The organism is Microcoleus sp. FACHB-68, from assembly GCF_014695715.1.
GTDB lineage: Bacteria > Cyanobacteriota > Cyanobacteriia > Cyanobacteriales > Oscillatoriaceae > FACHB-68.
The window spans coordinates 1-20366 of sequence record NZ_JACJOT010000005.1 but is presented as its reverse complement, the minus strand read 5'-3'; the positions used below and the strand labels follow the sequence as shown (position 1 = coordinate 20366).

16 protein-coding genes are annotated in these 20366 nt (G+C 45.0%); 12 read left to right on the top strand and 4 right to left on the bottom strand.

Annotated features, from left to right (window positions below):
• Nucleotides 1-127: 127 nt before the first annotated feature.
• On the bottom strand, nucleotides 128-3304 hold the full coding sequence (locus tag H6F73_RS04195; protein ID WP_190757565.1) for a glycoside hydrolase family 38 C-terminal domain-containing protein: 3177 nt from the start codon (nucleotides 3302-3304) through the stop codon (nucleotides 128-130).
• A 17-nt stretch (nucleotides 3305-3321) separates the two neighbouring features.
• On the opposite strand from H6F73_RS04195, the gene H6F73_RS04190 reads away from it, so the two are divergent.
• The 12 genes from H6F73_RS04190 to H6F73_RS04135 all read left to right on the top strand — a co-directional run bounded on the left by H6F73_RS04190 (nucleotide 3322) and on the right by H6F73_RS04135 (nucleotide 18322).
• A complete protein-coding gene (locus H6F73_RS04190; protein WP_190757564.1) occupies nucleotides 3322-5187 on the top strand; it encodes a hypothetical protein in 1866 nt (621 codons plus the stop codon).
• Nucleotides 5188-5593: 406 nt separating this feature from the next.
• The gene (locus tag H6F73_RS04185) at nucleotides 5594-5713 is read left to right on the top strand and encodes a photosystem II reaction center protein I (protein WP_190670270.1); all 120 of its coding nucleotides are present in this window, start codon (nucleotides 5594-5596) and stop codon (nucleotides 5711-5713) included.
• 108 nt (nucleotides 5714-5821) lie between these two features.
• Entirely contained in the window at nucleotides 5822-8206 is a 2385-nt protein-coding gene (locus tag H6F73_RS04180) for a DUF3769 domain-containing protein (RefSeq protein WP_190757563.1), read from the top strand.
• 101 nt (nucleotides 8207-8307) lie between these two features.
• Entirely contained in the window at nucleotides 8308-9324 is a 1017-nt protein-coding gene (locus tag H6F73_RS25885) for a hypothetical protein (protein WP_199330412.1), read from the top strand.
• A 315-nt stretch (nucleotides 9325-9639) separates the two neighbouring features.
• Nucleotides 9640-9786: a hypothetical protein gene (locus H6F73_RS04170; protein WP_190757562.1), complete on the top strand. Its 147-nt coding sequence runs from the start codon at nucleotides 9640-9642 to the stop codon at nucleotides 9784-9786.
• Between the two features lie 221 nt (nucleotides 9787-10007).
• A complete protein-coding gene (locus H6F73_RS04165; protein WP_190757642.1) occupies nucleotides 10008-11492 on the top strand; it encodes a PP2C family protein-serine/threonine phosphatase in 1485 nt (494 codons plus the stop codon).
• 368 nt (nucleotides 11493-11860) lie between these two features.
• The gene (locus H6F73_RS04160; protein ID WP_199330411.1) at nucleotides 11861-12109 is read left to right on the top strand and encodes a hypothetical protein; all 249 of its coding nucleotides are present in this window, start codon (nucleotides 11861-11863) and stop codon (nucleotides 12107-12109) included.
• A gap of 118 nt (nucleotides 12110-12227) precedes the next feature.
• Entirely contained in the window at nucleotides 12228-13619 is a 1392-nt protein-coding gene (gene argH, locus H6F73_RS04155) for an argininosuccinate lyase (RefSeq protein ID WP_190757561.1), read from the top strand.
• 86 nt (nucleotides 13620-13705) lie between these two features.
• Nucleotides 13706-14935: a P-loop NTPase fold protein gene (locus H6F73_RS04150; RefSeq protein WP_190757560.1), complete on the top strand. Its 1230-nt coding sequence runs from the start codon at nucleotides 13706-13708 to the stop codon at nucleotides 14933-14935.
• Between the two features lie 80 nt (nucleotides 14936-15015).
• Nucleotides 15016-16005 (top strand): CBS domain-containing protein, encoded by a 990-nt coding sequence (locus H6F73_RS04145; RefSeq protein ID WP_190757559.1) that lies wholly within the window; start codon nucleotides 15016-15018, stop codon nucleotides 16003-16005.
• 24 nt (nucleotides 16006-16029) lie between these two features.
• A complete protein-coding gene (locus tag H6F73_RS04140) occupies nucleotides 16030-17109 on the top strand; it encodes a CBS domain-containing protein (RefSeq protein ID WP_190757558.1) in 1080 nt (359 codons plus the stop codon).
• Between the two features lie 382 nt (nucleotides 17110-17491).
• Nucleotides 17492-18322 (top strand): ion transporter, encoded by an 831-nt coding sequence (locus tag H6F73_RS04135; protein WP_190757557.1) that lies wholly within the window; start codon nucleotides 17492-17494, stop codon nucleotides 18320-18322.
• Between the two features lie 4 nt (nucleotides 18323-18326).
• Here H6F73_RS04135 and H6F73_RS04130 read toward each other — a convergent pair whose 3' ends face one another.
• From H6F73_RS04130 to H6F73_RS04120, 3 genes are all read right to left on the bottom strand, one after another.
• Entirely contained in the window at nucleotides 18327-18512 is a 186-nt protein-coding gene (locus H6F73_RS04130; protein ID WP_190757556.1) for a PCP reductase family protein, read from the bottom strand.
• A 188-nt stretch (nucleotides 18513-18700) separates the two neighbouring features.
• Nucleotides 18701-20065, bottom strand: coding sequence for a photosystem II reaction center protein CP43 (gene psbC, locus H6F73_RS04125; protein ID WP_190757640.1), 1365 nt, complete (start codon nucleotides 20063-20065; stop codon nucleotides 18701-18703).
• A gap of 133 nt (nucleotides 20066-20198) precedes the next feature.
• On the bottom strand, nucleotides 20199-20366 hold a 168-nt coding region (locus tag H6F73_RS04120), incomplete at its 5' end, for a photosystem II protein D2 (RefSeq protein ID WP_190757555.1).

Below are 20366 nucleotides of genomic sequence, written 5' to 3'. Positions count from 1 at the left end.
CGATAAGATTTTTAACCGCAGATAAACACCGATGAATCATCTGTCTATGCCTAACGGCACGCTGCGCTATTATCTGTGTTTATCTGTGTGCATCTGTGGTTTATAAAAATAAACCTTTGCTATAACTTCAAACGCTAGAAGTACACTGAAACCCAACAACTTTCCACGGCTCAATTTTAAAACTTTGACCGTTCACTGTGTCAACTGTTCGTTCTAATAAATCGACACTCTGACTAATTGCCAAACCTACATCACTTTTCAATTCTAAATCACCAGCTTCTCCGTGACATTCATAGCCTCGCAAAATCCACTCATTTGGATTATCCTCTGCCGGCTTGAATGCCATTAAAATGAAATTCTCAGCCGATAACTCTAAAAAGCTACCCGATCCCGGCAGCGAGGCATTTTGATTTTCACCGGCAGGCACAATCACTTTCACTTGCAGCGGTATATTCAATTCATAGCCGCGTCGAACTGTATGAGCATTTTGCCAACTGCCGGCATGAGGATAAATCGCGTAAGTAAATTGATGAATTCCTCTATCTGCTTCTGGATTCGGCCAAGTTGAACCTCGCAGCAGCGTCAATCGCAATTGATTGCTTTGGGCATCATAGCCGTATTTGCAATCATTTAATAAGCTTACACCATAATTATCTGTACTTAAATCCGCCCAGCGAAGTGCCGGCACTTCCCATTTTGCTTTTTCTGCCGGTGTTTGGGGTTTTGTCGGGCGTTGAATGGCACCGCAAGCAATCTCATAAGTGGCAAAATCTGCCTCTATATTAAGCGGAAAAGCGGCTTTAACTAAAACATGACGTTCTTGCCAATTTACCTCATTTTCAATCTTCAACACCGGCGAATCGGCTTCTAAAACATAATCCTGCTGAAATTGCGACTCACCAAACTGTTTAACAACACGCAACCGCTGCCGTACTTTTCCCTTATCTACCCAATAAATTTCTTTTAAAACGGGTGCCGGCAAAGGATGCTGTTCGTAATTTGGAGCGATATTCCAAGCATCCCAATACTGTCCGCTATCTTGAAATGCTTGCAGTTGATTTCCGGCTTGATTGATAATCTCCCGCTTATTTATTTTATCCCAAACTCGGATCAAATTTCCCGATTCAGCATCGATAATTGCGCGGAGTAACTCATTTTCTAAAACCCAATTTTCTGTGTTTTTTCCAGAAATTGGGTTTGGATCTGATAAACTATTTGTATCCTGGGATACTTGTTTGCCTTTTTTGGGATTGTCTTCCAAAAATATATCAAGATTAAGCTTTTCTGCCGGCAAAGGACAAAGCCAATAAACCCGATAACCAACCGAGGGGATATCCGTCGCCAAAAACAGCAGTGTGGATGCTTCAGATAGCTGAGAAATTACTAATTTTCCTGCTAAGTCATAAACTTGCCATTCTTGATTGGAAGCTGCCGGCAGGGAAACTGCAACCACTTCAGATCGCTGCCAATTGAGGGGATTAAAAACGAGAATTGCTTGGGCGTTGGGTTGCGGCGGGTTTGGCAGGGTAATTTGTAAAGAAAGTGAACTGATTGCTTTGTTTAAAATTGATTGACAAACCTGCTCAACTTCTATCCAAGCTTGGTTTGCATCGATATAAACTTCAGGAATTGCAGAACCAGGCAAAATATCATGAAACTGGTTAAATAATACTTTTTTCCAAGCGTCTTCTAATTCGATTTTTGGATAAATATCACCGGCAGTGATAGTTGCCAGAGAAGCCAACAGTTCCGCTTGGTATAATAATCCCTCACATTGCCGGTTCCAGCGCTTTTGATCTGCGTGGGTGGTGTAACAACCTCGGTGAAATTCTAGATATAATTCATCTTTCCAAACCGGCAGCGTTTTTTGTCCTTGAAGGCTGTTAATCAAAGACAAATAATCAACTGCACTCGTAAATTCCATGCGTGGAAAGAAAGGAGATTGCTCCCATCTTTGGGCAATTTCTAACATATCACGAGTTGGGCCGCCGCCGTGATCACCAACTCCCGGTAGCCACAGAGAATCTTTTAAATTTGTTTGAGTTTCCCACTCACAAACATATTTTGTCATTTTCACCGGCTCAATACTTTCCCCAATCAAAGCCGACATATAACTGCATATTTGCGTGCCATCCGGTGACTGCCACCAAAAAACACCGTGAGGAAACTTTGTTGTGTCATTCCAGCGTAATTTTTGGGTAACAAAGTATTCCACACCACCTTGTTTTAACAGTTGGGGTAACTGCCAGCCAAAACCAAAACTATCGGGAAGCCATGCCACTGGCATTAATTGACCAAACTTTTCTTGGATATAACGCTGTCCGTATAAAATTTGCCGAACAATTGATTCACCGGCAATCAAATTTAAATCTGGTTCTACCCACATTCCCCCCACAATTTCCCATTTGCCGGCAGCCACTTGTTGCTGAATTGCTGCAAATAAATCGGGGCGATGTTCTTCAATCCAGGCATACAGTGCCGGCGAAGAATGGCAAAAAATTAAATCTGGGAAATCTAATTGTAAAGCTAAAACCGATTCAAAGGTTCGCTGAGCAGCAACCCACGTTTCACTCACCGGCCATAACCATGCTAAATCGAGGTGAGCGTGACCTAATAAATATATTTTAGATTTTATAGGTTGAAGTTGAGATTGAAGCGTTTGTCGCAAAGAAAACAGTGTTCTTTCAAATTTTTGCCGATTGGGTAACGCCGCCCAATTAATTTCTGTAATCGCCGCTGATAAAGTATCTAACTGTGCCGGCTCAAAGGTTTCTAAATAATGTTGCAAAACCGCTAACTCATCTGCCACAAAACCCGGATCGATGCAATCTTCATCAATCATTTCCCAGACACATTGGGAACGCACCAAAGCACCATTATCATGGGCGGGACTCACCAACCGCAATAAAACGGTAAATTCCTCGCCGGCAAACACAGCGGGACTCAGCAACACCCTCACCGCACAATCAAATAAATCTCCCTGCTGCGCTAACTTGCCATTCACAAAAATCTGGGCATCTTCCGCCCACCAACTTAGCGACAGACGCAACGTTAAGCCTTCCAAAGGATAGCCGTGCAAATCCATCGGCACACGCAACCGCTGAAAAAGCCACACCACCTGACGCCCACCTTTCCAAGCAATATGTCCCTTGGCATTTAGCTGGGCAATTGGCCAATTTTCGGCAGACGCTTCTACCTCAGCAACCGGCAAGTCTGTTTCGCAATATTGCCAGCCGGTTTGCACATTCAGATGAGTCAGCCGGCGCAATTTTTCAATCGATTCAAAAATTTGAGCGCAATCCACAGTTTAATCCTCTTCCTATGCCACAAAATAGAAATGGCAGCCTGTCGCCTCTAAAAATTATGTCCGGTTCTTCTAGTCGCTATCAAAGTAGATTTTTTAACTTCCTCTCCCAAAAATCCCGCCGCGTAGCAGAGACGTGCGATCACGCCGTACGACAACTCAAAGTCGCAACGGTTTGGGGTGCACAAGTCTTCCTGTATCCGATCTACGCCATCTTTCAAACAGCGAGATTGACAGGAAAACAGCTAGAACAAGCCGTGACTGAGGGAAAACCCTTATTGCAGGAGTCTACCAGCTCACAGCGTCAAGAACCTCCTACCGTAGACACACCCCTGCAGAAAGTGCTGGAAGCCACGCAAACGCTTTCGCTGCCAGAGGATGTGGCAAAACGGTTTTCACCACCGGCAGGCAATTCACAGTTGGCAGTCAAACCTGCCGACAAGCTGAATGCAACAAAATCAGCAAAAATTCAGAGAAATGCCGGCAAAGGCGACAATGCGATCATTCATGGCGTTGCTTCCCTGATTGCAACAAAATCCTTAGTGCTCGTAACCGTTAAAAATGAAGTTTTAGATATTTTGACACCGCCGCAGCAGGAAAAACTGCGCCAGCGAATTAGTTGGGAAGTCGCCCACTACTGCCGTTACCGAAAGCTTGCTGCAACTCAGCGCCAGAAAAATATCGCCCAACTACCGCCACCCGAAGAAAGAGCAAATCTCGCCCTGCCGGTGCGCGTATTTGTGGATGTGATGGCGTGGGTGCAAAGTGGCCCTGTGGCAGTTACCGTCAATTTATTTCAAGAAGCGGCGCTGGTTTTGCAACCCAAGGAGAGGGAGAAAGTCGCAGAGAAGGAGAATTTATTAGGGCTGTCGGCTGCTAATTTACCGCTAACACCGCTTCCGCAATCTAAAATCCAAGATTTAAAATCCAAAATACATGAATTGCTGCCAGATCGGGCGATAGTCGTCGTAGATCGCACCGTAGCGGCAGTAGAAACCCTCAGTTTACCGTCTGTATCCGCCCTAACCACTGCTTTTAAGAATCGTTCTCATGGACTGCTGGAACAAGCGAAAAAGCCATTTATCGCCCTCGTTACCGACTCCTTCGACAACCCTTTGCCGGCAGAAACAGAAACACCGGCATCCCTTCACAACGATCCCCTCAAAGTTCAAGCACTGATTCAGGCAGCAGTTGATTACTTTTTTGGCCCTCGTGGCGGACAATTAACAGGGGAAGCCGATGAAGATTGGCAACTGTCTGCCGGCGCACAAATCCCCGAAAATCAATTAGCTGCCGGTAACACTCGCCGGCAACTCCCACAAACCGCACAATTCAACTCAGAACCTGATCCCTGGCTTTCACTCGGCGATTTATTTGGCAAGTCGGCAACCTACAGTACAGCCGGCACATCTACCTATGAATTACCCGAATCTGAAGATGAGCAACCAAACTTAGCATTACCTTCCTCCCACACCAAAAACGTGCCGGTGGGCAAATCCATTCGGAACTTAGCCAAACGTTATCTAAAACGCAAATCCGAACTGGTAAGCCAACCTGAAGATACCTCATCAGTTACCAGCACTCAAACCACTGCCGGCGAGGGAATTGCGCCGGTAAATGCCAAGCCGGCAACCCCACCCATCAAAAAACAAAACCAACCCTTGCCGGCTGCCACCAGCGAAACTACCCCAACAGTAGCCCAACAATCGAGCCGGCGCTCAATGCAACACACCCCAGACTGGATAGAAACCCACGCCACCTCAGTCGGGTACGTCAAACATCCCCTTGAACTATTGCTAGAGTGGCTTGATCGTGCAATGCTCTGGCTAGAAGAACTAGCGATCCAAATTTGGAAGTGGTGGCAACAGCGCCGGCAAAACTAATAGCCACACAATTAAATTGCACAAATCTAACTTCAAAAATCCACCTCAAAGCAAAAAACTCAAACACTCAAAAAACATCAAAACCAACCTCGCCCCCAACAGATAACCCATCTGTGTTTATCTGTGTGCATCTGTGGTAAAAAAAAAATCCCCTAAAAAACCATTAACCCAAGAGCAAAAACTCAAAAAACATCAAAACCAACCTCGCCCCCAACAGATAACCCATCTGCGTGCATCTGCGTGCATCTGCGGTTAAAAACTTATAAAAAAATATGCAAAATAAAAGTCTTAACTATAAAAACCCAAACCCTAGAAATTTGTTGTCAAATATTTAGATATGATAAGAAAACTGTCATATTTTCATGGCAAATACCCCCAGCTGTTCTAATCTGTCGGAGAACCCAGAATGGTTACCCTCAAAATCGCTGTTTATATCGTAGTTGGCTTTTTCATTAGCTTATTCGTGTTTGGCTTCCTGTCCAACGACCCGTCCCGGAACCCCAACCGGCGCGATTTGTCGGAATAAACAGCCCTTCACCCATGCCTCAGGTTGGAAAGGTGCAGTGTACCTTTATGCATCTAGCGCGGTTGAGGTCAACCGTCTGGGCTATCCGTTCGACCCATTTTGCTGATTATGCCCTATCCGGTTCCACCGCCTGAACCGCCATCGGTGGTTAAATACTTACAGCCTGAGGAAGTCCCCCATTCCGCAGTTTCTGATGCAATCGCGATTTCGCCAACACCCACACAGACTGCGGCTGGGGGCAACCCCTCTTTGATAACGCAACCCAAGCCCCTAGAGCCGGAGCGTTTGCAATCGAGTCCCTTACCGGCCCTTCAAAGGCTCTCGGTGGCATCTCTGCTGAAGCCACTAACCGTGGCTATCGGATGGTCACAGCCGGCCCCAGAACCGCAAGGGGGCAACGCTAATGAGTTATTTCCCCCGCCGCCGGTAACAGCGACCGAAGAATCCTTGATGCTGCCGGCGCGGTCAGTTTTTATTCGCGTCTTAGAAAGACCCGACGGCAAACAATTTAACTATCAGCTTCACTTAAGCAACAGAGTCACCGGCACAGAACCTTTGACACAGAACCCTGTGCCGGTCGAGATTGCCGCCGCTGTCTTAAAAAAGTCAGTCCAATGGCAAAATGCGCCAACGGGTGAGCCGGTGCCCTTACCCCCCATCGCGCCAGAAGATGTGGTGGAATTAACCGCTGATCGTCAAGAGTACGACTCAGAACGCCAAATCGTCACCGCACAAGGCAATGTTGTCATGCGAGTTCGCGACTCGGTGCTGGATGCAGACCGAATTCAAATCAACTTGCAGACTCGCATGGCGGCAGCCGAAGGAAACGTTGCTTGGAGACGCGGACAGCAGGTGTTGCGCGGTGATCGATTTGAATATAACTTCATTCAAAACGTCGGAACTGTTAGTCCTGCCGGCGGTGAGCTGTATCTGGCAACCGGCAATGAGGCATCCGCATCAACCTTACCCACCGATGTCAGCGCAGTCGCCTTGCAAGAGGGAGCATTAAGCGATCGCATCCTCTCCAGCCAACCCTTGGAAAACGTCACAGAGACTCCTGGCGGCGTTTCTATTAATGTCGGTTCCGGTTTCGGCCAAAGCGGGCAGATCAGACGTGTGCGTTACGAAGCCGACCAGCTAGACTTCACCCCAGAGGGAGGACTCGCCCGGAATATTCGCATCACCAACGACCCGTTTTCGCCCCCTGAATTAGAGCTGAGGGCAGAACGCGCCACATTTACGCGCATTTCCCCTTTAGTTGATGAAATTCGGGCAGAGCGCCCCCGCTTGGTGTTTGATGGCGGTTTTTCCCTGCCGTTGTTGCGAAATCGCGTGCTAATCGACCGGCGTGAGCGTGACCCAGCTTTATATAGCTTCGGTTATGACCGCGAGGATCGGGGCGGGGTGTTCGTGGAAGGCCGGTTTAATCCGCTTTCTCAACCCCAGATGCGGCTAAGCTTGCGACCGCAATTTTACATTCAACGAGCCTTAGAAGGGGAAGGCAGCAGTTTTGCAGATTTGTTTGGTTTAAAAGCCAGACTTAATGCCACCCTCACCCCAAGCACCAGTTTGCTAGGTTCAGCAGTATTTACAAGTCTGGACTTGAACGAAGTAGACGATAATTTACGGGCAAGTCTGCGACTGCGTCAATTAGTGGGCACTCATGCCCTAACCGGCGAATATTCATTCCGTGATCGCTTGTTTAATGGTTCCTTGGGCTATCAAACCGTTCAAAGCAGTCTGGGTGCAGTTCTCACATCGCCGGTGACTCAATTAGGAACCAGCCGGATTAACCTCAGCTATCAGGCAGCAGTGCAGTACGTTAACGCCGACACAGATCGCCTGGAATTACTCGACCCGATCCGGGAAAACAATCGCGCCGGCCTGGGTCGCTATCAAGCCAGCGCAGCGCTGAGCAGAGGTATTCCCCTGTGGCGGGGTCAATCACTGCCGGCCACTGCCACAGAAGGCTTAAAATACACACCCGTGCCGGTGTTACCCTATCTCCAGCTCGTTCTTGGACTCCGGGGCGTCACCGGCTTCTACAGTAACGGCGATAACCAATCTTCCCTCACCGGCAGCGTTGGCATCCTCGGACAAATCGGTAATTTTTCCCGGCCTTGGTTAGACTACACCGGCTTTAATCTCACTTATACCCAAGTCTTGCAAAGCGGGGAATCTCCCTTTTACTTCGACCGCATTGCCGATGTAAGAGTCCTGGGTGGGGGCATCGTCCAGCAAATTTATGGCCCGTTTCGCCTAGGATTTCAAACCGCTGTCAACTTGGATACTGGAGAAGAAATCAATACCGACTACATTCTGGAATACAGCCGGCGCACCTATGGCATCGTCCTGCGCTACAATCCAGTGCGGGAAATTGGCACCCTGACTCTGCGAATTAGCGACTTTAATTGGACGGGTGGCGCTCAACCCTTTGCCGGTTCAGATGAGATCCGCTCAGTAGAGGGAGGCGTTCGCCGCGATTATGATTAAGGCATGGGTGAACATTCGTCCTTTGTCCTTTGTACTTTGTCTGGTGACAAATAATAAATGACAAATGACCTCCTAAGTCCTGAGTTGTTCTCAGAACAGCGATGATAGAATCGGCCAAAGATTTTGCGGTTGCCGCTGCAACTGCGCTACTAACTCACTACAGTTTTGACCTGGGTGGCTACACTGCTGAGCAACTGATCGAGCGGTGGCTTGGCGACTATCAGGCTCATTGGTTGCGTTTGGCCGTGATTGAGGCGCTCTATCAAGGACGTTACAAAGCGATTTCTGTGGCCCAAATTTTAGCGTTTTGGCGTCGGCGTGGTCAGCCGATTTTCCATTTCAACCATGAATTTGAGCGCTTAGTGTGCCGCAAGTTTCCCAATACCTTAAGCACTCAGCTAGATTTTTATCCGGAACTTTCTTCAGTCTCAGGCGCAACTATTTCTGCTGCCGATTTTCCCGGCGAAGGCGAAGAGGATGAGGCAGTGGTTGCCGGCCAAGAAGAGGCTAACCCCTTAGAAACGCCCGCACCTAAGCCTGGTGAAGCCGTTAGCCCGCCTAATGAGGCGCAAACCAAGGCAAGTACGTTCCCGCAAACCGACGTGGTAGGAGACGCTGAGGCAATCCTTGAGTTTACCGATAATGCAGCGCTAACAGAACCGCGATACTACCAAGCTGAACAGTCTAAGCCGGCTCGTTCCAATCCCAAAGCAGCAGAACCGGCAGAAACGGAGAAGACTGCCGAACAACTGCTGCAAGCAACTTGGCCCGTCAAAATCCAACAGTTGCCGGCTGATAGCGAGTCGGCAAAAGTGCAGCCAGAAGCGTTGGCTGCGCCTCAAGAAGAGCCGGTTGAGGAGGCAAAGATAGAGGGGGAAGCCGGTTTAAGTCCGAAGCCCCAAACATCGTCTCAGGGTAAGTATCAGGCTGATTGGTCGCGCTGTGATATTAGCAAACAACCGATTGTTCAGTTCTCTCCCAGTCCTGAAGTCTCTGATTTTTACACCAAGCTCAAAGCAGTGGCCCACCCCCCAGAAGATGCCGGTGTGGAACATTCAGCCGGCAAATCTCCAATCAGAGATATTGAGGTAGAGAGAGATTTGTGGGAAGACGATTGAGTTGTGAGTTGGGAGAGACAGAGGTAGTTTTGAATCCCCCATGCGCCATGCCCCATGCCCCGTTTTGAGTTTGGAGGCGAAGAGAAGAAGTTCTGTGTTTTGAGTGCTGCTGAACTAAATTTTTACTGCTATAACTAGAAAAATTAACAACTTGACTCCGCTAATGGCATTGACTGGAGTACAATGATCCGGTAAAACTTCCCTGAAGAGCATCCTGTTTGTCCATTAGCAGGACTCCAAATAAGGACCGTTACTGTCGTTTTGACACTTGAACCGGCAACAACTTGTAACCGTTCACCAGTTCAGCCCTCAGATGTGAGCGACCTAGAAATGCGTTCGGCGTCCAAGAGCGTGCGCGGGCATTGCTTTCGCACATCCCTCACCGGCCTCTGGGTCAATCTCAAATGCAAGCGTTCGGAATTGGGAGAACAGTATTCGATGATCCCGCTTCGCATTCGTTAGAATTTTTACAAAAATCACCGGCGTATTCTTCCGGGAATCGCCCTAAGTGGATATCATGGACAACTTATAGGTGTCCAAATACCAAAAAGCAGCTATATTTAGCAGAACTGAGTCCAGACTGCGGCTCTCGCGGTCTTTGTGTGGAACTTCTGCAAGCTTCCTCAGTTCCTAACTACCCAACCGTTTCGCTCGTCCTTAAACTCGCCTCTGGCATATTATTGATGACTGCTGTACCTCTGCCTCGCCGGCCATCGCAACCTGTGAATCCTGCTGACAGTAGTGCCTCTGCGGACATGACACCCGTTTTTGCCCTCAAAGACTTAGTTGCACGTTTGCAGCGGGAACAGCACAAAATTCAGGATTTGCTCAGTTCCCTCGGTTTCGCTCTGCGAAGCTTTAACAATCTCAATCAGTTTTTAGAGCTAATTCCCCTTGTCGCCAGTCGTGTGACTGATGCAGATGGGGGGGCGCTGGTGCTATTTAAACCAAATGGCCAAGTGAGGCTACAGCGGTTGCACTGCCAGGAGGGCCGGCAGTGTCAGGATATCCGCCAAGCGCTGGAGGCAGCAACCCGTCAAGTAGCAGCCTCTTCCTCAACTGCTGCCCCCCTAACGCCTTCCACTGCCACCCTCGATAGTGAAGTCAGCCGATCATTAGGCGCAGATGTGCAATTGTTTGGCACTGCCATTTTGATTAAGAATGCTGAACGAGGGCGTCTGTATGTTTTTAGCCGTGATCCCGAATACACCTGGACGGAAACGCGCCAGAAGTTAGTCCGGTTAGTGGCTGACCAAACCGCAGTGGCCATTGAAAATGACGAACTGACGGTTGAACTGCGCCAGAAAGAACGCCTAGATCGGGAACTGGAAATTGGGGCAGAAATCCAGCTGCGCCTGCTGCCTCGCCAATGTCCCAAAATACAAGGCGTTGAACTAGCGGCAAAGTGCCAAACGGCGAACCGCGTGGGGGGAGATTACTACGATTTCATTCCCACCAGCCACGATTGTGAGAGGCGCACGCAAGGTGAACAGGTGCGCTCTAAAACGCCTGGTGGTAACCCAGCCGGTCCCTGGAGTGTGGTGATCGGGGATGTCATGGGTAAGGGAGTGCCTGCCGGCCTGATTATGACCATGACGCGAGGAATGCTGCGGGCGGAAGTTCTTAATGGCCACTCGCCGGCTCGGATTCTGCAACATTTAAATCGGGTCATGTATACCGATTTAGAAAATTCCCACCGATTTGTAACGCTATTTTATTCCGAGTACGACCCACAAACGCGTATCCTGTCTTACAGTAATGCTGCTCACCACCCCCCACTGTTGTGGCAGGCCGGCACCGGCGCGATCAAACGCTTAGATACGCTGGGAATGCTGATTGGTTTGGATGCAGATACCGCCTACCAAGAAGCTCAAGTGCAACTTCACCCCGGAGATACGATTATTTATTTCACGGATGGGTTTACCGATGCGGCTAACCAAAGTGGTGAGCGTTTCGATGAGGAAAATCTGATCGGCGCTTTTGAATGGGCTTGCCAGCATTGCCCGAATCCCCAAGCGATTTTAGATTATCTGTTTGAGCGGGTGCAGCAGTTCATTGGCCCAAATAACCACAATAGTGATGATATGACGCTTGTGGTCATGCAGGTGCAATCTTCTGAGATTGCTGCAGGACTTTCAGTTCAAAAGACTGCGGTAACAGGGGAGTAGGCAAAGGTGAAGGGTGAGACGGTAAAGCTCACCTCCCATCTAACACTCATATTTTGCCGGCTTTTTACTGTGAGAAACTGGCCGCTGTGAGCAGAAACCAAATTCAGGCAGATAACCCCTTTACAAATGCCAAAAATATGCAACATTTAATGATGAGCTAGCTGCATTCAAAGGGTTATATCGGCTTGTATGATTTATGGCTGCTGGAAATTCATTAAGTGATTGGTTTTATTAATACAAAAATCGAAATTAAAAATGGTATAACTTTTAGTAGTTCTCACTTCAGTGGCTTTCCCTTGACGTGAGGAAAGTCATGTATTTACCGTCAAACCTCAATAGTCAGCTTAGATTTTGTGTAAGGAGAAAAAATGGTCATTAACTTAATTCACCAAGCGACAGCAGGGTTAGCCGGCATGACAGTCAGCAGTGATTCTGTGCAGCTTTTCCTTTGGAAGTCCTTGTTCAATGGAGCGGTACTGGCTCAACAAGTCAGCGAGACAAACGTTTTAACAGATATGCAAAAAGCCTTTAACAATTTTATCCAAACCGGCCAAGTTTGGGCAATGTTGGCAGGAATTGTGATTGGCTACACAATTCGGAATATCACGGCTTCTTAATAATTTGCTAATTGTTAGCAGTGAGGTTTTTAATAAGCTAAAAAGTTAAACCTTACAGGTATTACCTAACAATCAATAAACCCTAGCCCCTCAGAATAAGGCAAAGCGAGAAACTGCCGTGACAGAACAAAAGACTTGGAGCCAGCGATTTGAATCAGCGTTGCATCCCGCCATTGCACGGTTCAATGCCAGTATTGATTTTGACATTGAACTAATTGAATATGACATCACAGGCTCTGTCGCTCATGCCAAGATGCTGGCAAAAACCGGCATTATCTCAGCGGAGGAAGGCGAAAATCTGGTGGCAGGTTTAGAGAAGATCCGGCAAGAATATCGCCAGGGATTTTTTAAACCAGGCGTTGATGCTGAGGATGTACACTTTGCCGTTGAGCGCCGGCTGACAGAAATTGTTGGGGATGCCGGTAAAAAGCTGCACACGGCACGCTCTCGCAATGATCAAGTTGGCACAGATACTAGGCTGTATTTGCGCGATCAAATCGGTCAAATTCGAGAACAAGTGCGTGAATTTCAGGAAGTTTTGCTGAATTTAGCCCAACAGAACATTGAGACGCTGATTCCCGGTTACACGCACCTGCAACGAGCGCAGCCAGTGAGTTTGGCTCATCACCTGCTGGCTTATTTTGAAATGTCTCAGCGCGACTGGGAACGCCTAGGAGATGTGTGCCGGCGCGTGGATGTATGTCCCCTAGGTTCAGGTGCACTTGCCGGCACCACTTTCCCCATTGATCGGCATTATACGGCTGAGCTGCTGGGGTTTAGCAATGTTTATGCCAACAGTTTAGATGGCGTCAGTGATCGCGATTTTGCGATTGAATTTCTCTGTGCGGCTAGCTTAATTATGGTTCACCTCAGCCGGCTATCTGAGGAAGTAATTTTTTGGGCATCTCATGAGTTTGGCTTTGTCACCCTCAAAGATAGCTGCGCCACCGGCTCTAGTATTATGCCCCAGAAGAAAAACCCCGACGTTCCTGAATTAGTGAGGGGAAAAACAGGGCGTGTATTTGGGCATTTGCAAGCAATGTTGGTATTAATGAAGGGATTGCCCTTAGCCTATAACAAAGACTTGCAAGAAGATAAAGAAGCGCTATTTGATGCCGTTAAAACCGTTAAAGCTTGTTTAGAAGCGATGACAATTTTGCTGCGGGAAGGCATAGAATTTCGCAGTGAGCGTCTGGCTGAAGCAGTGGCGGAAGACTTCTCGAATGCGACAGATGTGGCAGATTATTTAGCAACAAAGGGCGTGCCTTTCCGAGAAGCTTATAATCTTGTGGGAAAGGTGGTAAAAACTTGCTTAGCTGCCGGGAAATTGCTCAAGGATTTGAGTTTGGAAGAGTGGAAAGAATTGCATCCCGCTTTTGAGGGGGATATTTATGAGGCAATTACACCCAGGCAGGTTGTTGCTGCGCGAAATAGTTATGGCGGTACAGGTTTTGCGCCGGTGAGGAAAGCAATTGAGGAGGCAAAATGCCGGCTGAACTCTCAGGCTTGACAAGCAAGTTATTGACTGTCAGATTTAGGGTGAAATGCTGAACAGGCAACTCCAAAAAATTTACGCTTAAAAGGAGCGACAGACGTATGAAGTTTGGTGATGGACCTAACCCAACCCCGGGGGCAGAATTTGAGACATATGCTACTCATCTATGCGGCATAGCTAGAGAAGCAATTGATAAAGCTGAAGGAGCATTTACCATAGGGATTTTTGGTTCTTGGGGGAGTGGAAAAACTACATTGATGCGTTGTATAGAGAAAAAATTTGCTGAATTATCTGAACATAATAAGTATAAAACTATCTGGTTCAACCCCTGGAAGTATGAAGGTAAAGAGGCAGTATGGAATGCTTTAATTAAGACAATTCTTATTGAAATAGAAGAAGAATTAAGACTTAAACATGGTTGCATTGAGCTACGAGAAAAACTTAATTTGTATGGAAATGCTGCTTTTACGCAACTTCCTAGTGCTTTATTGAATGTTTTGCTTGAGAAGAATTTAGGTATTAAGTTAGGTGAATTAAAGACTGAAGAACTTGAAGCTTTATACCTTATCGATAAACAACACTATAATTTAGTTAATCGATTTGAAATTGATTTCAAGAAGTTGGTAGATAAGTATGTTGATTTAGATGGTAAGTTAATAATATTTATAGATGATTTAGATCGATGTCTTCCAGAAAATGCTTTAAATGTACTTGAGGCTATAAAGCTTTATTTGGATTATGAAAAATGTGTCTTTTTTATAGGAGTTGATAAAAAAATTATTGAACAAGGAGTGAGAAAAAGATATTTAGCAAGTTTAAAAATAACTGGTAAAGAATACATAGAAAAAATGATACAACTAGATTTTTATCTCCCGGACAAGTCTCCAGAAGAACTTAAGAATTTGTTAAAAGCTAGGATAAGCAATAAGTGGAGAGACGATCAAGAAATGTGGGATATGGTCTTAGAAGGTACTAGCTACAATATTCGTAAAGCAAAGAGATTTTTACATTCTTTTAATTTAATTGAAAGAATAGCAAAACCTATTGGCGTCAGAGAAGAATTGTATCCGAGGCTAGCCAGGGTCTTATTAATTCAAATGAATTACCCTGATTTCTTTGTAGAATTCAAAAGGGAATTTAACCGTAAAGATAGTCGTATTATTGATAATAATGAGGATTTTTTTACAAAATTTATTAATTTTCCTGAAAATAGTAAATTCCAAAATGATTCTGAACTCATGAAATTTATAGAGGTAACTTCCGAGAACAGTACAAAAATTAGCCAACAAAACCAACTTGAAATTATACTTAAATTGGTAAGGGTACAGTGATAATATACCTTAAATGTATCTTAAATAAAGTTTTTAACTTGATTGGGTGCAAGCCGTCGAAGGATTTTTCTCCAACTACAATGTATAAACTTGAAGAGAAAGTTAGCATAGAATCTCAGTCAAGTAATCTGAATTCTGAGAATAAAACAATGCTGAAATATGATGATTTACTAGAAGACGTAGAAAAAGTTATCAGTTATGACTTTTGTGTAATGAAAGCTTCTGAACCTTTAATCAATGCTTTAACATTTTTAATGCTACAAAATATCAATTACATTATAGTTGTCGATCAAGATAACAAATTTTTAGGATTTGTGAATGATACATTAATTCTATGTAAGTTTCCACCACCAGATTCAAGCCTTCCACCAGAGTACAAAATTAACGATAGGAATTTTCACAAAAAAGTTAGAAATTATATAAATCATGCAAAAAAACAACCTATCGAAGATATACTTGGTGTGATGCCTTTTTTTCGCTGTTTTTACAAGAACCGAGCAACAATTCTTGGTGCAATGGAAGAGCTAGTGAAACCCTATGGGCATTATATTGAAGAAAAGATAATACCCGTTTTAAATGAAAACCAGAATCTTGTAGGTGTAGTTTCAGATAAAGATATATTAAAATTTATTAGAGATGAGCCACTTTTAATCAACACATCTGTAGAAGTTGCCTTTAAAAAAAAATTTATAGATTTATTCACCCTACCTCCAGAAACCACTTTGGCTAGTGCTTACTTATGTATAGAATATATCCCAAGAGAATACATACTAATATGTGATGAACGAGACAATTTACTAGGGTGGATAAACAGACGCAAAGTTACTCCTATGGCTCATCCACTCTACCATCATTTGATAAAGATGCCCATAAAAGAAATAATGGAGCCTGTTACTAAATTAGACTTAATAGAGTCAAAACAAGCAATAAGCGAAGTTATCAAAGCTTTTCTAGACAAGGGTAGAGAAGCTGTTGTTATTGTTACTAAAAATAAAGAAAATCATGAAATTCCATTAGGAATTATAACTCCAAAAGATGTCTTACAGTTTTTTTACTTCAATTTTCAGTAAATAAATTAGGGAGAGTAATTCAAAATGCCTGACACTAATCAAAAATCAGACAAAGGTTTTTTTGCCGACTTGTACGATCAACAAATAATGGCCTGTGTTAAAGAGTTAAAATTAGATGATCCCACGATGAGACAGTTTACATTTAAGAAGCCAAAAGACACATTGTCGGAATTAGCACTTGTTATAAAATGCTGTGACAGTATACTAAAAGCTATACCAAGCATACCAATTATGGAAGATAGGAATAAGGAACTAATTGGTATTATTAGTCTTGTGGATTTACTGAAATTTCTTCCTCCTGGCGACAAGCTACCAAAAAAATATTTTGCCAATAACCAGACTCAACTTATAGCTCTTCTACAAGAAGTTAATGCCTTTATTTTAAAAAACCAATCTATAACTATTGAAGAGGCTTTTTCCATAGAACTAGAAAATTTTTCGGGCAATGCCGTTCATATTCTAGACAGCCTTTTCTTAAACGACTTATTTCAAAGCCTTATTGATGCAGCTGATGGAAAAATAAAATATCGCACCCTGCCTATTGTAAGACATGATCCTGACAATGGTGGGTTTGAAGTTAGAAGGATGTGGTCTTATATTGATGCGCTCCAACTAATCATAGAGATGAAAGACAGAGGAACTGATTCTTTTTTACAAGAAAAAGTAGCCACTATATGTACTAGAAGCGTGTATACTTTGAAACAGGATGATCAATTATCTCAAGCGCTTATTAATATAGAAAACCTTTCATTTTTTCCTACACACTTACCTATTACAGCAGCAGGCGGTTTGACGACAGGGCGTACTCCTGTTAGCGGAATTGTCGATGAAGCGTTAATTTATACTTTGCTACACAACATATTTAGTCAAGCTTTAGCAGCAATGCCTATTAGCTATATTGCAAAGCCTATTCAACCGAAGGAAATAGTAAAATTAGACACAAAAATAGGTGACTTAATAGAAATATTCATAAATAGACTTACAAAGCCAACAGCTATCCTAGTGGGTGATTATAATAAAAAAACAAAGGAGTTTGAAATGGATGGAATTGTTAACTATGTAGATTTGCTTAATCGGTTTTTAGCCTGGTCAAAAGAAAGCTAGAGCGATGAGCAATCTACTTAGATTGCTCATTAGGTGTTTGTTGGTTTTAAATCTCTGCTAATTGAAGTGTCCCTACAACATTTATATACCGCTTGTCGATTGCCTCAGCGCTAATTTTAAAAACTGTTAAACACATTAAATTTTTACAAGAAACCTGATTGGCATTGGCCATCGATAAACAATAGCGCTTGCCAGAAATGATTGGTATTCCGCTATTAGTTGAATTGCAAACACAATTAGATCGGCCAATCAATCTTTTTTCTTGCACCAATTTTAATCTAAGCTTTCCTCTTGGGTTAGCCTGCATCTGCAACTTTAGGAGTAGTCAATAACGAGGCGGAGAGCCAGACAAAAGCATTTCATCCCCTGCCTATCAAAAACCATGAATGTTGAACAGCAGTTGTTGCAACTGCATTTACTGAGAAAAAAATTAGCCTTTTACCTTGAAGATATTGAAACACCGGCAGGGAGAGCAGTTGATTTATTTATCACAGCGATCGTTTTACTCTCCTCGGTCATTTTCGTCATAGAAACTTACCCAATTTCTGCGAAATGGCGACAAATCTTAGAGGCTATCAACACCGGCACCCTTACCATTTTTGCGATTGAATACTTACTTCGCTTTTGGTGTGCTGAGCGCAAAACACAATATTTTTTTAGCCCCTACGCCCTAATTGATTTAATTGTTATTCTCCCATTTTTTTTGAGAGCGGTTGATGTTAGCTTTATTCGGATCTTCCGCTGGTTTCGAGTTTTACGTTTAATTCGATTCTTAGATCGCCAAACATTATTTGGTTACATTAACACCCAAGATGGTGTCATTATCACTCGCATTCTCTTCACTTTATTTGCCATTATCTTTGTTTACTCAGGCTTAATTTATCAACTTGAGCATCCCGTCAATTCTGAAGGGTTCACCACTTTCTTAGATGCTGTTTATTTCTCTGTCGTCACCATGACAACCGTCGGGTTTGGCGATGTCACCCCCATTTCCGCAGGGGGGCGTTTAATGACCGTTCTGATGATATTAACCGGCATCGCCTTAATTCCTTGGCAACTCGGCGATCTAATCAAACAATTTGTTAAAACCGCCAACCAAATCAACACCCAATGTTCGGGATGTGGCTTATCCTTCCACGATAAAGATGCCGGTTTTTGCAAAATTTGCGGCACTCAACTACAAACATCCGAGGAAAACAAAAACCTCAACTAACCCTCTACTGCCCAAACTCAATTCTTGCCTGCTCAACGATATCAGCCGTCACCATATCGAGTTCTCCCTCACGCGCTAGCTGCTCAATTCGCTGCCGAGCCTGGGAACGCACAAAATAGGGAATATTCTTTAACTTCGCCTTTGCTTCAGGCGTCCAGGTCAACTCATCATTCAAATCCGAATTAGACATTGCAAATATAGCGATCAATGTTCAGCAATATTATAAAAGTTTAAATTTTAATTTTTGAAGTTTAAACTTTAAGTTTTGTACCGGCATCCTAACCATCCCCCAAAAAAAAGAAGCTCCTGCTTTTACACAGGAGCACCTCGCAATTCAAAACTTAGAAGTCAGAATTCATTCATCCTTCTCGCTTTAAATTAGTCAAGAGGATTCATAGACAGCACTGGCTCGGTTTCACGGTCGATACCCTTTTCAAAGCCGGCAGCAGCCGCACGAGCGCGACCCGCGTGCCACAGGTGACCGATCAAGAAGAAGAAGCCCATCACAAAGTGGAAGGAAGCCAACCACGCACGAGGAGACACATAGTTAAATGAGTTCGCTTCCGTAATGACACCACCCACAGAGTTGATGGAACCCAAAGGAGCGTGTGTCATGTATTCAGCGGCGCGACGTGCTTGCCAAGGCTGAACGTCATTCTTGATTTTGTTCAAGTCAAGACCGTTAGGGCCACGTAGCGGCTCCAACCAAGGACCTTGGAAGTCCCAGAAGCGCATCGTTTCACCACCGAAGATGATTTCGCCGGTGGGAGAGCGCATCAAATATTTACCCAAACCAGTCGGCCCTTGAGCGGAACCCACGTTAGCACCTAAGCGCTGGTCACGAATCAGGAAGGTCATCGCTTGAGCTTGAGACGCTTCAGCGCCGGTCGGCCCGTAGAATTCGCTGGGATAGACAGTGTTGTTAAACCAAACAAAGCAAGCTGCAACAAAGCCCATCAGGGACAAAGCGCCCAAGCTGTAGGAGAGATAAGCTTCTCCAGACCAGATGAAAGCGCGACGTGCCCAACCAAAAGGCTTGGTTAAAACGTGATAGATCCCACCGGCAATGCAAATAAAGCCAACCCAAATGTGGCCGCCGATCACATCTTCCAGGTTATTAACGCTAACGATCCAACCGTCCCCACCAAACGGAGACTTGATCAAATAACCAAAGATAGCTGCCGGGTTCAGAGTCGGGTTTGTAATAACACGCACATCACCGCCGCCCGGTGCCCAAGTGTCATAAACACCGCCAAAGAACATCGCTTTAATCACCAGTAGCAGGGCACCAATTCCTAACACAATTAGGTGGAAACCCAGAATGGTGGTCATCTTGTTCTTATCTTTCCAGTCATACCCAAAGAAAGAAGAATACTCTTCTAGGGTTTCTGGGCCGCGAACAGCGTGATAGATACCGCCTAAACCGAGAACGGCAGAGGAGATCAGGTGAAGCACCCCAACCACAAAGTAGGGGAAGATGTCAATTACTTCACCACCAGGGCCAACACCCCAACCTTGGGTTGCGAGGTGAGGCAACAAGATCAAGCCTTGCTCGTACATAGGCTTTTCAGGGATGAAGTGAGCGACTTCAAACAAAGTCATCGCTCCAGCCCAGAATACGATCAGACCAGAGTGGGCAACGTGAGCACCCAGCAATTTACCAGAAAGATTGATTAGACGAGCGTTCCCAGCCCACCAGGCAAAGCCTGAGGATTCTTGGTCACGACCACCGCCCATCACCATTGAACTATTAAAGGGCGTTTCCACGGCGTAGAACCTCTTTTGTCATCAACAAAACAAGATACCAAATTTACATTTAGATTTCAGATTTTAGCTTTGAAATGCATTCAAACGCTAAAATCCAAAATCCAGCATTTTACAGAGCGTTACCGCGAGGCAGAACTTCTTCAGGGAAGGTGAAGCCTTCATGAGGTTGGTCTTGGGGAGCCATCCAAGCGCGGATGCCTTCATTGAGCAGAATGTTCTTGGTGTAGAACGTTTCAAACTCAGGATCTTCTGCAGCCCGTAATTCTTGTGAAACGAA

Excerpts from the sequence above, each read along its gene's own strand:
- H6F73_RS04150 (WP_190757560.1), top strand. The coding sequence starts at position 13,706 with ATGAAGTTTGGTGATGGACCTAACCCAACCCCGGGGGCAGAATTTGAG.
- H6F73_RS04180 (WP_190757563.1), top strand. The coding sequence starts at position 5,822 with ATGCCCTATCCGGTTCCACCGCCTGAACCGCCATCGGTGGTTAAATAC.
- H6F73_RS04190 (WP_190757564.1), top strand. The coding sequence starts at position 3,322 with ATGCCACAAAATAGAAATGGCAGCCTGTCGCCTCTAAAAATTATGTCC.
- H6F73_RS04165 (WP_190757642.1), top strand. The coding sequence starts at position 10,008 with ATGACTGCTGTACCTCTGCCTCGCCGGCCATCGCAACCTGTGAATCCT.
- psbC (WP_190757640.1), bottom strand. The coding sequence starts at position 20,065 with ATGGTGATGGGCGGTGGTCGTGACCAAGAATCCTCAGGCTTTGCCTGG.
- H6F73_RS04140 (WP_190757558.1), top strand. The coding sequence starts at position 16,030 with ATGCCTGACACTAATCAAAAATCAGACAAAGGTTTTTTTGCCGACTTG.
- H6F73_RS04135 (WP_190757557.1), top strand. The coding sequence starts at position 17,492 with ATGAATGTTGAACAGCAGTTGTTGCAACTGCATTTACTGAGAAAAAAA.
- H6F73_RS04145 (WP_190757559.1), top strand. The coding sequence starts at position 15,016 with ATGTATAAACTTGAAGAGAAAGTTAGCATAGAATCTCAGTCAAGTAAT.
- H6F73_RS04160 (WP_199330411.1), top strand. The coding sequence starts at position 11,861 with ATGGTCATTAACTTAATTCACCAAGCGACAGCAGGGTTAGCCGGCATG.
- H6F73_RS25885 (WP_199330412.1), top strand. The coding sequence starts at position 8,308 with ATGATAGAATCGGCCAAAGATTTTGCGGTTGCCGCTGCAACTGCGCTA.
- H6F73_RS04130 (WP_190757556.1), bottom strand. The coding sequence starts at position 18,512 with ATGTCTAATTCGGATTTGAATGATGAGTTGACCTGGACGCCTGAAGCA.
- H6F73_RS04185 (WP_190670270.1), top strand. The coding sequence starts at position 5,594 with ATGGTTACCCTCAAAATCGCTGTTTATATCGTAGTTGGCTTTTTCATT.